Origin of the sequence: Psychrobacter sp. 1Y1 (genome assembly GCF_051847395.2) — a bacterium.
Lineage (GTDB): Bacteria > Pseudomonadota > Gammaproteobacteria > Pseudomonadales > Moraxellaceae > Psychrobacter.
The window spans coordinates 3,230,866-3,244,576 of the sequence record NZ_JBPYDF020000001.1 but is presented as its reverse complement, the minus strand read 5'-3'; the positions used below and the strand labels follow the sequence as shown (position 1 = coordinate 3,244,576).

Here is a 13,711-nt window from a genome sequence, read left to right as displayed (position 1 = left end):
TAATTAATAACAAACTAGCTGTTTTATTTGCTACTTTTATCCCCATCTAGGCTCTACTTGTTTTTTTATTGAGTATTGTTCGTTTTTCTATTGAATACTATTCTAATTTTTATTAACTAAAGAGGTTAAATCACACCACCATGTCTGACGACACTCCCAGCCCGAGTAGTTGGTCGATGCGCGGCTTAAAACGCTGGCTATCGACCGCCCCCGAAACCCGTGATGAATTGATTCGTCTGGTACAAGACTCGCGCCAGTTTTTAGAGCCTGATACGGTCGATATGTTAGAAGGCGTGCTCGATTTGCCTGCGACACAAGTTCGCGAAATCATGACGCCGCGTCCGCAAGTGATTGGTCTGCACGAGAGCACCAGCCTTGCCGAAGTGATGGATATCATTCTTGAGACCACCCACTCGCGCTATCCTGTTTTTGACAGTCAAGATGATGATGCCGTCATCGGTATCTTATTGGCAAAAGACTTGATTCCGATTCTGGTACACATGGTTCGCAATCAAGAAGACAAAATTGACAGTAAGCGTCTTAGAGACTTGGTGCGTCAGCCGTTATATATCAGTGAAACGGCTCGTTCTGATACCTTGTTGCGCTCATTGCAGCGCACCCAAGTACATATGGCGATTGTCGTGGATGAGTTTGGTAACTTCGGTGGTGTGGTCACCATGGAAGATTTGTTGGAAGAAATCGTTGGCGATATCGTGGATGAGCATGATGACTTTGATGAAGACAGCGATATCAACAACATTGTCCCTGATCCAGAAAAGCCAAATACATGGCGTGTCCAAGCGTCTACAGTAATTGAAGACTGTAATGATGAGCTGGGTAGCCGTTTTGACGATACCGATGTCGATACGATGGGTGGTTTGGTCATGCAAGCACTTGGCTTCGTTGGTGATTTAGAAGGCGAGAGCGTCGTGATAGATGATTGGAAAATTACCATTACCGATGTAGAAGGTCGATTTATCCAAAATCTAGAGCTGACCAAAACCAATGCCGAGCAACAGATATTGATAGGCAGCCACTAGCTTGCTTATAGTGTCACGATACTTGGTCAATGAATAAAACTTGTTAGCAAATTCAATAAAAAACACGATGAAAAATCGTGTTTTTTGCTTTCTGCCTTTTGAACTTTAGAATGAGGTTTTAGCTACGCAAATTTACCCACTTGTAGGTTTTGACTGGTATCATGGGTGGGTTTTATTTGTGGCCCTGCATAAAGCATTATGCAGTCAGGTTTGGCGTGAGTGTTATCTCATCGCTTAGCTGAGAAATTTTAGTAAATATGGTTTTGGATAACTGCTATGCGTCTGTCTACTGTTGATTTACAAAAACGTCTGAATCCCGATAAGCCAAAAGGTTTACACATGGGATTGACGGTACTAATAGCTTGGCTGGCAGGGGCAGCTTTTATACTCGCGCTCGCGCCTTATGGTATTTGGCCAATTGCCTTGGTATCACCTGCCATCTTATATGCGTTACTGGTACCAACGATGACAGGTCGCCGCGCCTTTCTAATCGGTCAGGCGTACGGTACAGGGCTATGGTGTGTTGGCGCGTTTTGGCTATATACCTCGATACACGTTTATGGTGATACGCCCGCATGGCTTGCGCTGATTATGATTGCGCTCATGGGTCTAGGCATGGGCTTGTTCCATGGCTTTTTGGCGCTCATCTTTAATCGTGTGGTCGGCAAGCAGCCGTTATCTTTTGCTGCCTTATGGATACTCCAAGAGTGGATGAAAACGTGGCTATTTACTGGTTTTCCTTGGCTATTCGTTGGTTATGCGTTTACTGAGCAGTACTGGCTGTCTTCGCTCGCGCCTGTGGCTGGTGTCTTTGCAGTTTCTTTCGTAGCGGTATTATTGGCTGCCAGTATCGTTGAGCTATTGCGTCGCCGCGGTGGCTACATGATTCCATCGATAGCATTGCTAATCATTAGTAGCACGCTATGGTTGATCAATCCGCAGTGGACCAAGCCAAAAGGAACCCCTGATTTATCAATATCTTTGATTCAGGGTAATATCCCACAAGACCTAAAATGGCTCACCGAGTATCAGATTGAAACGTTAAAAATCTATGCAACGTTGACTCGTGACGAGTGGGGACGTGACATCGTGCTGTGGCCTGAATCTTCGATTCCTATGTTTCAGACAGAAGCTGTGGGTTTTATCAGTGAAATGGTCGCGATGGCCAAAGAGACTGACACGACATGGGTGACAGGTATTCCTTATAAGGATGAAGCAGCGTTTGATGCCAGTACAGATAAATATCCGCCGTTCTACAATAGCGTGGTAGCGCTAGGGGCACAGGCAGAGGGGCTGTATAAAAAGCAACGTCTGGTGCCATTTGGGGAATATATTCCATTCCAAGGCGTGCTCGATATTTTGCCTAATCTAGCAGGTAGCCAAGATATCATGAGCTATAGTCGCGGCAGTGATCAGCAGTCGCCGCTGCGTGTTCGAGGGCACAACCTAGGTGCAGCCATCTGCTACGAAGTAGCGTACCCAGATACCACGCGTAAAAACGCGATTGGCACAGATTTCCTATTAACCATTTCAAACGATGCGTGGTTTGGTACGTCGGCAGGCCCGCTACAGCATCTACAAATGGTACAGATGCGTGCGTTAGAAAATGGTCGCTGGTTTATGCGTGCGACCAACACAGGTGTGACAGCTATTATCGACCATAAAGGTCGTATCGTAGAGCGTGCACCGCAGTTTGAGCGTACTGTATTGCGCGGCGATATTCAGGCACGAGTTGGCAACACGCCATTCATGCGTTTTGGTCAATATCCTATTTTGTTTATCATGGCACTGTTGCTGATACTCAGCTATTTGGGTAAACGTACTAAGTCTCCAGTACGTTTGGTTAAGTAGTATTATTAAGTAAGATGTGTCGATAGCGAATAATAGATAACTGATTAAGTGGTTAGCTGTCACAAGTGCCAAAAACAGATGTTAAAATTGTGGATAATAAACCCTTTAAATACTTAAGGGTTTTCACAAATCAGTATAAATTGCGATATAATAGGTCAATATTTCAAATATTTTGTGCAAGGTGGATAAGGTATGTCAGAAGGTATCGTCAATAACAATCCAAAAAAAGAGCTGTTATTCGCTTTAGGTGGCATTGCCATGTTCCTAGGTATTGTCTTACTTATTGGTGTTTCTGCACTTTTGCGTCCAGCAGGCGAGCATATCACTGCTGAGACGACTGAAGCGTCGGCTGCGGCAGATGAAGCAGAAGCCACTGCTACTGAAGAAGAAGCGGCTCCAACCGATGCAGAAGCTGCAACAACAGCAGAAGCGTCAGATGCTACAGCGCCTGAAACTGCAGCAGATGCAACACCAGCGGCAGATGCAGATAGTGCAGTCGTTACTGCGGAAGCAGGTACAGCGACTGCCTCTGGCACTGTAAACCAAGCCGCTGTTGCTGATGCTGATTTGACAGCTGAGCAAGCGGATGGTGACTTAGAGGCTGGTGAAGCTACTGAAGAGACCGCAGCACAGTAAGCTGTAGTATGACTGTGTAAATGATCTAAAATAGTGCTACTTAATTATAAAATGAGTCTTATTATGAAGTCTCTATCAACAGTGCTATAAGCATAATGATACAGTTCTAAATAGTCATAAAAAGAGCCCGTTCTCAACCATTGAGAGCGGGCTTTTTTTTATGAGTATTTGTGTAACTTTTGACCAACTTTTTCTTTACTTGATTATAACCAAGTGAAACAATGTTCCGCCTATATGACCGTCCATCTGGATAATCAGGGGTTTGGTCATTACAAATATGATCTTTAAAGGAATAAAGTTATGGGCACAGAAACAAATTCGGGGGCTAGTGCAGCAGAGTTAGAAGCTCTAGACAATGGCTTTATGGGACATCCTGCGCCCTTACGCTCATTGTTTTTTACCGAAATGTGGGAGCGGTTCTCCTATTATAGTATTCGTCCACTATTGGTTTTATTTATGGTGGCAACAGTGAGCAGTGGCGGTTTTGGCTTTAGTGAAGTCACCGCTTCTGCTATTTATGGTATTTTCGCTGGTTCGTTATACTTAGCAGCAGTACCAGGTGGCTGGTTAGCAGATAACTGGCTAGGTCAAGAGCGTGCGCTGTGGTGGGGTAGTATCATTATTGCCCTTGGTCACTTGTGTATCGCGCTTTCAGCGATGTTTGGTATGACGCTTTTCTTCGTTGGTTTAATCTGTATTGTCTTGGGCTCAGGGTTATTTAAGACCTGTATCTCAGTGATGGTTGGCGCCTTATACCCCAAAGGCGACTCTCGCCGTGATGGCGGTTTTACCTTGTTTTATATGGGTATTAACATCGGTGCGTTATTGGCAGCACTTATCGTCGGCGTATTCAAAGAAAAAGGCATGTGGCATGTCGGCTTTGGCGTTGGTGGATTGGGTATGCTGGTCTCATTACTGATTTATCGTTTTGTCGCGCAAAAGAACTTAACGCGTTATGCACGCGTCAAAGGTATTTCTGCTGAGTGGGAAAAATCTAACGACCATTACAAAAACATCGGTCGCTGGGTTGGTGGTTTCGTTGCGTTGCTAGTAGCCGCAGTGCTACTAGTGTCTACTGGCATGATATCGTTCAATCCTGAGATGGTTGCAGAGTATATGACGTATATCATTGCTGCGGTCGTCATCTTGTATTTCGCTATTATGTTTATCTCACCGCGATTGGATAAGACTGATAAGTTACGCTTGTTAATTTGCTTTGTCTTAATCATTGGCTCGACGCTGTTTTGGTCAAGTTTTGAGCAGCAGCCAACGTCTTTTAACTTATTTGCTGATCGTTATACCGATCTGAATGTTTTAGGGTTTGAGATACCAAGTATTTGGTTCCAGTCATTGAACCCGCTATTTATTTTAATATTGGCACCTATCGTTAGTATTATCTGGGTCAAGCTTGGTAACCGCGGTCTTGAGCCTAGCAGTATGGCTAAGTTTGCACTCGGTATGCTACTGGCAGCCGCAGGTTTTGCCTTGATGATTTTTGCCTCTAAAAGCATTTTAGCGCCTGGTGCTGGCTTGGCATCGCCACTATGGTTGGTTGGTAGTTTATTATTATTGACGCTAGGTGAGTTAGCATTAAGCCCAGTTGGTTTGTCTGCAATGACTAAATTGGCGCCAGAGGGTATGCAGGGTCAAATGATGGGGCTGTTCTTCGCTTCTATCGCTATGGGTAACTTGGTTGCTGCCTTCTTCGGTGGGCATGTATCTGCTGACAAAATCGAAGGCTTACCAGGTCTATTTACTACCATGACCATCTTCTTGGTAGTGACCGCTGTACTACTATTGATACTAGCAAAACCTATTAATAAGATGCTTAAAGAAAGTGAGCGTGAGAAACAATTGGCCAAGCAATAAGATAATCTGATGTACATTTGTGAATAACAACAGCACAAGTGACATATGATGAGACGTGTTACCATTACTGGTAGCACGTTTTATTGTTTTAGTTAGTGAGATATTTGGCACAAGCCATTGAAAGCTTCCTATTTGCCCAAACATCTAATGATAGGGCACTGTGAACCCCAGTGACGCAATATTAATCTCAATTTTTTATTCTCAATAAGTAGAAGTAATTATCAAAGCAAATATAGTTAGATAGCTAAATAAGTAGACTGTTTGCTTGAATAATTACTATCGATAATAAATATTTTATTACAACTAAAGCAGTATCAACAACTCAAACCAGACGACTATTAGAACAAGACGATTGTAAATAATCGCGCCATCATCATATTTTTATAATTTCTATAAGGACACATTCAATGAATAAACAAGCCATTCACGAACGTATTGCTAATTTACGCAGCACCTTAGCCGCGCAAGATCTCACCGCCATCATCGTACCCTCTGCTGATCCACATTTATCTGAATATCTACCAGAGTACTGGCAAGCACGCTTATGGCTATCAGGGTTTACCGGTTCTGTCGGTACGCTGGTCGTGACTGCTGATTTTGCAGGTCTATGGACGGATAGCCGTTATTGGGTACATGCTGCTGACCAGTTAGAAGGTACAGGTATTACTTTAGAAAAGCTTGCGCCAGGTCAGCCAAATCATATCGATTGGCTAGCCGATCATTTGCAAGAAGGGGATAGCGTAGCAGTGGACGGTAATGTTTTATCTATCGCTGAGCAAGATCGCCTGCTAAATGCCTTTGATGCCAATGACATTACTTTGATTACTGAGCGTGATGTGCTGACAGAGATTTGGACAGATCGCCCAGCACTACCAGCGGCCAAATTATACGCTCATGATGAGCAGTTCCTTGCTCAGTCTGCCACCTCAAAACTTGCAGCAGTACGCGAAGGCATGGCAGAAGCAGGTGCGACCCATCATTTACTTTCAAGCTTAGACGATATCGCTTGGTTGACGAACTTGCGCGGCGCTGATGTTGATTATAATCCGGTATTCTTGTCACATATGTTGATTGACGCAGACAAAGCAACGTTATTTGTTGATACTGATAAAGTAAGCGAAGATATCGCACAGAGTCTAAAAGACAGCGGTATCACATTGGCTGATTATTCTGCTGTGCAAGATGCATTGAGCGCATTGACGCCAGACGATTTATTATTGTTAGATCCGAGCAAAGTCGCAGTAGGCACACTCTCAAAAATGGCAGACGATGTTGGTTTTATTGAGCAAATGGCGCCTAGTACATTACTCAAATCTGTAAAATCTGATGCAGATATCGATCATGTGCGTGAAGCGATGCGTCAAGATGGTGCTGCCTTAGCTGAGTTTTTTGCGACATTTGAGCAGCGTCTAGCAAACGGCGAGCGTTTAAGTGAGCTAGATGTTGATAGCATGCTGATAGACGTGCGCAGTCGTCAGCCGCATTATGTCTCGCCAAGCTTCCCAACCATCGCAGGCTTTAACGAAAATGGCGCATTGCCACATTACCGTGCGACGCCAGAAAAATTCAGCTACCTTGATGTGGTCGAGGGCGAAGGTGGATTACTATTGATTGACTCAGGTGCACAATATCAAAACGGTACGACTGATATCACTCGCGTAGTCGGTATTGGACAAGTCACCGCCGAACATAAACGTGACTTTACTATTGTGTTAAAAGCCCACATTGCGCTGGCTCGCGCGCATTTCCCTGATGGTATCGCCTCACCGTTGATCGATGCTATTTGCCGTGCGCCATTGTGGCAAGCACAGATGGACTATGGTCATGGTACGGGTCACGGCGTTGGTTATTTCTTAAACGTACACGAAGGCCCACAAGTCATTGCCTATAGCGCTAGCACACCAAAAGAGCGTGCGATGAAAGTCGGTATGATTTCTAGTAATGAGCCAGGTCTATACCGCGAAGGCAAATGGGGCATTCGTATCGAGAACTTGGTAGTGAATACGCCAGTTGCTAAACCTACTGAGACAGAGTTTGGTGATTTCTTGAACTTTGAGACCATCACTTACTGTCCAATCGACACGCGTCTGATTGAGCCATCGTTGTTGGAGCAAACCGAGATAGATTGGCTAAATAGCTATCATAGCCAAGTCTTCGCAGAGCTAAAAGATCGTGTTGAAGGTGCAGCGCTTGAATGGTTGACTGAACGTACCAAAGCCATTTAATACCAAGCTCAAAACATTAACTAAAAGTACTAAAAAGCCCCGTAAATAATTTACGGGGCTTTTTAGTGTTCGTTATTTAATACTTACTACTGAGCAGCTGTTTCTAAATATACGTCTAACATTGAAAAATAATCACTATTAGTGGATGCTTTTCTTAGCAGCTTCATTATTAGTAGTTGAGTCGTTTTGTTCGCTAAAGTGTTGAGTGACCTCAGCACGTAGCCAAGACTTTAGGTTTTCAGACATTAGCATCATTTGCTCACTTAGATAGTCATCGACCTGTGTTTCTAGCTCGCGGATTAGCTGTTGGTGTGTTGCATCTAGCTTCGCGTCTTTTAATGCCAAATTAATCGCTGCACTGGCTTTATTATTAATATCTTTAATATGGTTATCGCTAAGCGTATGTGCCTGTTCGCCAATGTTTCTGTTATCAGCATTTTTATTATCGTTAGTATTGCCTTCAGTATTTACGACTTTTGGTGCGTCTTTTTCAGTCTTTGCACTAGAATTATCAGTAACAAAATCGTCAGTAACAGCGCTATCTGCCACGACTTTATCTGTGTTTGATTTAGCTACGTCGCTAGCAGCCAGTTCTTTGTCGATATTGTCTTGCTCTAACGCTGACTGCGTATTTTTTTCTTGTTCTTTTCGAGTCGCTTCTGCCTTGCGTGCGGCTTCTTCTGCTTCTTTTTGCTTCTGTTCGGCTTCTAGCTTTTGTTTTGCAGCTGCTGCGTCTTCTTGCTCTTGTTTGTCCGTAATTGCTTTAGCAATGGCTTGTTCTGCATTGTAGTTGTCATATAGCTCGTCTACATGCGCATCTAAATCATGAGTATTAAAAGTGAAGTCTTCAAATGAGGTGTCAGATTGCAGCAGGGTAGTAATGTCTTTTAGTTCTTGGGTAATCGCTGCGCGTACTGGCTCAGGCGCACACGTCCAGCGTTGATAAAACTGATGGGAAAATGAGTAGCTTGACATGGTATCTTCCATAAATGTTCCAAAAATTACCCCTTATCATACGCAAGTACGATAAGGGGCTGCAAGTGGACAAACGTAGCAAACCTGACAACAACGTTACAATATATCGTGCTGTAAGCGCTCAAGTGTTATTGATTGACAGGCCAGCGAGCAAATATCAAGGAGCCATTGGTACCGCCAAAGCCAAAGCTGTTGGATGCAGCATATTGTAGATTATTGACTTTACGCGATTTATTAGCCACGTAATCGAGATTGCAGTTATCTTCTACATTTTCAAGATTAATCGTTGGGGGTACGTGCTGATTTTGTAGGGCGAGTACGGTAAATATGGCTTCTACACCGCCAGCTGCACCTAGTAGGTGTCCGGTCATTGACTTGGTTGAACTCACCAAAATGCTGTCTTTCACTGGCGAAAATACCGTTTCGATAGCAATTGATTCGGCGACGTCACCTGCAGGTGTACTGGTACCATGAGCGTTAACATAACCGACGCTTGATGACTTAATACCAGCATCGTTTAGTGCATTTTGCATCGCTCTTGCCGCACCGCTACCGTCTTCTGGTGGCGCAGTAATATGACTGGCGTCATCGCTCATACCGAAACCGACTAGCTCTGCCAATATCGTTGCACCGCGCGCTTTGGCATGGGCAAGGCTTTCTAATACCACTACTCCAGCACCATCACCAAGGACAAAACCGTCACGACCTTTATCAAACGGACGTGAGGCTTTAGTTGGCTCATCGTTGTGAGTAGAGAGTGCGTGCATAGCACTGAAGCCAGCTATACCAAGTGGGCTAGAGCCTTTTTCACTACCGCCTGCCAGCATGACATCGGCATCACCATAAGCGATCAAACGAGCGGCAAGCCCCATGGCATGAGTCGCCGTGGTACAAGCCGTCGATGTCGCAAGGTTTGGGCCTTTTAACTTATGCTTAATCGCTACCAGTCCAGCGGCCATATTAACAATAGAGCCTGGGATAATAAAAGGTGAGACTTTGCCCGCGCCTTTTTCGTGTAGGGTATCACGGCTGTTTTCAATCGTTTGAATACCGCCAATACCTGAACCTAAAATAATACCAAAGCGATCTTGGTCAACGCCTTGCACAGGTGCATCAGCAGCACTGATTTCATCGATAAAACCAGCATGCTTTAGGGCCATGGCAGAAGCGGCAACCCCATAATGCATGAACTCATCATAGCGACGCGCATCTTTGGCATTCATATATTGCTTGGCATCAAAATCTTTGATCACGCCTGCGATTTGCGCACGGTAGCCGGTGGCATCGAAATGCGTAATCGGTGAGATACCACTCTCGCCATTGAGCAATTTGGTCCATGAGCTATCGACGTCTAGACCGAGCGGCGTAATAGCGCCCATACCTGTGACTACCACACGCGTATCATCAGAACGCTCGTAGTGAGGTGGTTTTTGACGCGATTTATGTACAGGTGCTGCAGTCATATTATTTGTGTCATCAGTGGTGGCTTGGTCGATAGGTGAACTACTATTCTGGCTCATGCGATATATCCTATACTTACAGGTCCTAAGAGGATGGCGTTTCAAAAGTCATTATAAAACACATAAGTGCACGTATGTAAACTAAAATTTAACTGGTCAGGCAAAACATACTTGACCCAATACCACGCCTTTATTTGCACCAGTCACCGCTGGTAAATTACCAGTTTCACCCATCAATGTTTGTCTAGCCAACCATGCAAAAGCAACGGCCTCGACCCACGTTGGCGCAAGTCCTAAATATTCAGTGGTTTTTACTGTGCAATGGGGTAGATGTGCTTGCAAGCGTGTCATTAAATAGTCATTCAAAGCGCCGCCGCCGCAAACATAAACCGAGCTGTTTTTGGCCGGGCTGACAAACATATTGATTTGCGTACTGGCACTGGTAGCCGTTAGCTCAGTCAAGGTTGCTTGCACATCGGCTGCTGAATAACTGATGTTGGCATTGGCTTGCTCAAAAGCTTGTAGCTCATTTTGCAACCAAGTTAAATTAAAGTCCTCACGGCCTGTACTTTTTGGATGAGACTGAGCAAAAAACGGATGTGCCAAAAGTTGCTGTAATAATAACTCAATGATGGTGCCAGACTGCGCCCAAGCACCACCTGCATCATAAGTATTGTCGGTATGCAAAGATATCCACGCATCCAATAATAAGTTGGCAGGACCCGTATCGTAACCCACAACTTGAATTTCTTCACTGGCTGGCAAGACGGTTATATTAGCAATACCGCCTAAGTTTAATAGCACACGGGTACTATCAGGGTTGGCAAATAGTGCCTGATGAAACGCAGGTACTAACGGTGCGCCTTGACCACCAACTGCCATGTCACGACGTCGGAAATCACTGACCACGCTGATGCCTGTGCGCTCAGCGATGATATTGGCATCGACCAGTTGCAACGTGAATCCCATCTGCGGGCGATGGCGTACGGTTTGTCCATGACAGCCAATCGCCAGTACTGACTCAGGATCGGTATTTGATTGCTGCAATAAAGTATTGACCACTTCACTCGCAAATTCAGCATATGCACGACTTGCCCAGCCGAACCAATCCAACTCACTGTTTGGTTCATCGGTCTCTGGTACCAGTTGATTCACACCATTCGGCTGACACAATGCCAGTAGCACTTCACGCAGACGTGGCGGAAAATCTTGGCTATAAGTCGCAAGCAGGCGCATCGGCGGTTGAGTGTTGTCTTCGTTGCTCATCCCAAGATTAAACTGACAAAGAATCGCATCCATACCATCCAAACTGGTGCCAGACATCATGCCGATATATAAGCCATCATCGAAGCTTTCAAACACCGTTTGCTCAAGTGCATCAGTTAGGGTGGCATAGTTCGAACTATCATAGTCTGAATCATCACCATCGTCCAAACTGTTATCTAAACCACTATTCATAAGCAAGTCTGCGAGGGTATTATGGTCAGTATCAGCAATCGATGCGGGGTTGGTCATGGCAATTTACCTTAAAAAACGCTAGTATATCCGTCAAATTCTAGCATTTTTCCTGACCTTTTGAGGTTCTAAACTTCCTAAGGTGTTGAGCCAGTAACCGTCATTCATAAAAATCCCAATTAAAGTGATATATAGAGAGCATCATGACCAATCAAACTTACACCCTAGAAGAACAACTGGCCCTTATTCAGCGCGGTACGCAAGAGATATTATCTGAAGATGACTTAGTGGCTAAGCTAAAGCTCAATCGTCCACTACGTATCAAGGCAGGCTTTGATCCTACTGCACCAGATCTGCATTTGGGTCATACAGTACTGATCAATAAACTTAAGCATTTTCAAGATTTGGGTCATGAGATTTATTTTCTAATCGGCGACTATACCGCCAAGATTGGTGACCCTTCTGGCAAAAACAGCACGCGTCCACCGTTGACTGATGAGCAAATCAAAGCCAACGCCACGACTTATGCTGAGCAAGTATTTAAAATCTTGGACAAAGAAAAAACTCGCGTGGTCTTTAACTCTGAGTGGTTCAATGACATGAGCGCCGCTGACATGATTCAGCTTGCCAGTCAGCAAACCGTCTCGCGTATGCTAGAGCGTGATGACTTCTCAAAACGCTATGCATCACAAACGCCTATCTCAATTCACGAATTTCTCTACCCGTTAGTACAAGGCTACGATTCTATCGCCCTAAAAGCAGACGTTGAGCTTGGCGGTACCGATCAGACTTTTAACTTGCTAATGGGTCGCACGTTGCAAGGACGCTATGGTCAAGAGCCGCAAGTTTGTATCACTGTGCCAATCTTAGAAGGGCTAGATGGTGTCAATAAAATGTCCAAATCACTGGGCAACTATGTCGCTATCTATGATGCACCAGGCACCATGTATCAAAAAATCCTGTCGATGCCGGACACACTTATCCATCGTTACTTTGAATTTTTAAGCTTTAAGCCAATGGAAGAAGTGGAAAGCTTAATGGCAGACATGGAAGGTGGCCGTAACCCACAAGAAATCAAACGTATCTTAGCCGAAGAATTAATCGAGCGTTTCCATGATACTGATGCCGCTGCCAATGCGCACAAATCTGCCGGTAACGTCTTGGCAGATGGCGAACTACCGGTTGACTTGCCAGAAATAATGTTAGATCTGGAAGGGCAAGATGCGTTATTTATCACTCAAATCCTGAACCAAGCTAAGCTCGCTAAAAACAACTCAGCTGCCAAAGACATGGTAAAACGTGGCGCGGTCAAAGTAGATGGCGAAGTCGTTGATGGTGGCTTTAGTCTAACCTCAGGTCAGACGGTCGTAATTCAAGCAGGCAAAAAAGCTTATGCAAAAGTGACTGTTGGTTAACATGGATAAGATTACAATCCTTGAAGAGATAAGCAAAGAAATTATAGAGTTGCAGTACGATGACTCTAGAAGAGCTGATAAACTGTATTCTAGAGTCAGTGTTATAGTTGAGAAATTTTTTGACTCTAAAGTGAAATATATAAATGAGCTTTATGCGATCAGATACCTTTTAAAAGGTATTAACTGTAGTACGATTGGATCTGACAAAGAAATAAGGTGGCAAGAAGGTAAAGAGAAGTTGGAAAATCTAGTCAATACTCTAGTTTATGATGTTAATATTTCCAAACAAATAACAGGGGAACAAATTATGTCCGCTGATGAAAACCAGAGTAAATGTTCGAAAGTATTCATAGTGCATGGGCATGATGATGGCGCTGTAGATAAAATAGCAAGATTCGTCGGAAATCTTGGCTTTGAAGCTATTATTCTCCATGAACAAAGTAGCTCTGGAGATACAATTATAGAGAAAATTATAAGGTATTCCGATGTAGGCTTTGGGATAGTTCTCTATACTGAATGTGATGTTGGTGCTGTAAAATCTCAACCAAATGACTTAAAACCACGAGCAAGACAAAACGTAATTTTTGAGCATGGACTCTTGATTGGTAAAATTGGTCGAGCAAATGTTGTCGCACTTGTGAAAGGTGATATCGAAAGACCAAACGACATATCAGGTGTAGTTTATATTTCTCTGGATGAGTCAGAAGGTTGGAGGTTAAGTCTTGTTAAAGAAATGATAGCATCAGGTTATAATGTTGATATGAGCAAAATTCTTTAAGAGGATA

General features: G+C 44.1%; 10 protein-coding genes. 7 read left to right on the top strand and 3 right to left on the bottom strand.

The annotated features are described in order from the left end of the window. Positions 1-140: 140 nt before the first annotated feature. The 5 genes from ACS8FA_RS27605 (at position 141) to ACS8FA_RS27585 (ending at position 7,621) form a co-directional block, all read left to right on the top strand. Positions 141-1,040, top strand: coding sequence for a CBS domain-containing protein (locus tag ACS8FA_RS27605; RefSeq protein WP_057761902.1), 900 nt, complete (start codon positions 141-143; stop codon positions 1,038-1,040). Positions 1,041-1,316: 276 nt separating this feature from the next. After that, entirely contained in the window at positions 1,317-2,891 is a 1,575-nt protein-coding gene (gene lnt, locus ACS8FA_RS27600) for an apolipoprotein N-acyltransferase (RefSeq protein WP_439264487.1), read from the top strand. 192 nt (positions 2,892-3,083) lie between these two features. After that, a complete protein-coding gene (locus tag ACS8FA_RS27595) occupies positions 3,084-3,527 on the top strand; it encodes a hypothetical protein (protein WP_439264489.1) in 444 nt (147 codons plus the stop codon). A 300-nt stretch (positions 3,528-3,827) separates the two neighbouring features. Beyond that, positions 3,828-5,396: a peptide MFS transporter gene (locus ACS8FA_RS27590; protein WP_439264491.1), complete on the top strand. Its 1,569-nt coding sequence runs from the start codon at positions 3,828-3,830 to the stop codon at positions 5,394-5,396. Positions 5,397-5,803: 407 nt separating this feature from the next. Continuing rightward, a complete protein-coding gene (locus ACS8FA_RS27585; protein WP_439264493.1) occupies positions 5,804-7,621 on the top strand; it encodes an aminopeptidase P family protein in 1,818 nt (605 codons plus the stop codon). 138 nt (positions 7,622-7,759) lie between these two features. Here ACS8FA_RS27585 and ACS8FA_RS27580 read toward each other — a convergent pair whose 3' ends face one another. The 3 genes from ACS8FA_RS27580 to ACS8FA_RS27570 form a co-directional block, all read right to left on the bottom strand. After that, positions 7,760-8,608: a hypothetical protein gene (locus tag ACS8FA_RS27580; RefSeq protein ID WP_439264495.1), complete on the bottom strand. Its 849-nt coding sequence runs from the start codon at positions 8,606-8,608 to the stop codon at positions 7,760-7,762. Positions 8,609-8,724: 116 nt separating this feature from the next. Beyond that, positions 8,725-10,059: a beta-ketoacyl-ACP synthase II gene (fabF, locus tag ACS8FA_RS27575; protein ID WP_439264520.1), complete on the bottom strand. Its 1,335-nt coding sequence runs from the start codon at positions 10,057-10,059 to the stop codon at positions 8,725-8,727. A 153-nt stretch (positions 10,060-10,212) separates the two neighbouring features. Further along, on the bottom strand, positions 10,213-11,571 hold the full coding sequence (locus tag ACS8FA_RS27570; protein ID WP_439264497.1) for an anhydro-N-acetylmuramic acid kinase: 1,359 nt from the start codon (positions 11,569-11,571) through the stop codon (positions 10,213-10,215). A gap of 143 nt (positions 11,572-11,714) precedes the next feature. Between ACS8FA_RS27570 and tyrS the strand changes: the two genes are divergently transcribed. Both tyrS and ACS8FA_RS27560 read left to right on the top strand, forming a co-directional pair. Continuing rightward, positions 11,715-12,926 carry a tyrosine--tRNA ligase gene (tyrS, locus tag ACS8FA_RS27565; RefSeq protein WP_439264499.1) on the top strand — a complete coding sequence of 404 codons (1,212 nt, stop codon included), beginning with the start codon at positions 11,715-11,717 and terminating at the stop codon, positions 12,924-12,926. 1 nt (position 12,927) lies between these two features. After that, positions 12,928-13,704 carry a TIR domain-containing protein gene (locus tag ACS8FA_RS27560; RefSeq protein ID WP_439264501.1) on the top strand — a complete coding sequence of 259 codons (777 nt, stop codon included), beginning with the start codon at positions 12,928-12,930 and terminating at the stop codon, positions 13,702-13,704. Positions 13,705-13,711: the final 7 nt, after the last annotated feature.

What these genes read in the sequence shown, in the direction of transcription:
- ACS8FA_RS27590 (WP_439264491.1), top strand. Translation starts at nt 3,828, where the DNA reads ATGGGCACAGAAACAAATTCGGGGGCTAGTGCAGCAGAGTTAGAAGCT.
- ACS8FA_RS27595 (WP_439264489.1), top strand. Translation starts at nt 3,084, where the DNA reads ATGTCAGAAGGTATCGTCAATAACAATCCAAAAAAAGAGCTGTTATTC.
- ACS8FA_RS27570 (WP_439264497.1), bottom strand. Translation starts at nt 11,571, where the DNA reads ATGACCAACCCCGCATCGATTGCTGATACTGACCATAATACCCTCGCA.
- ACS8FA_RS27580 (WP_439264495.1), bottom strand. Translation starts at nt 8,608, where the DNA reads ATGGAAGATACCATGTCAAGCTACTCATTTTCCCATCAGTTTTATCAA.
- ACS8FA_RS27585 (WP_439264493.1), top strand. Translation starts at nt 5,804, where the DNA reads ATGAATAAACAAGCCATTCACGAACGTATTGCTAATTTACGCAGCACC.
- ACS8FA_RS27560 (WP_439264501.1), top strand. Translation starts at nt 12,928, where the DNA reads ATGGATAAGATTACAATCCTTGAAGAGATAAGCAAAGAAATTATAGAG.
- ACS8FA_RS27605 (WP_057761902.1), top strand. Translation starts at nt 141, where the DNA reads ATGTCTGACGACACTCCCAGCCCGAGTAGTTGGTCGATGCGCGGCTTA.
- lnt (WP_439264487.1), top strand. Translation starts at nt 1,317, where the DNA reads ATGCGTCTGTCTACTGTTGATTTACAAAAACGTCTGAATCCCGATAAG.
- fabF (WP_439264520.1), bottom strand. Translation starts at nt 10,059, where the DNA reads ATGACTGCAGCACCTGTACATAAATCGCGTCAAAAACCACCTCACTAC.
- tyrS (WP_439264499.1), top strand. Translation starts at nt 11,715, where the DNA reads ATGACCAATCAAACTTACACCCTAGAAGAACAACTGGCCCTTATTCAG.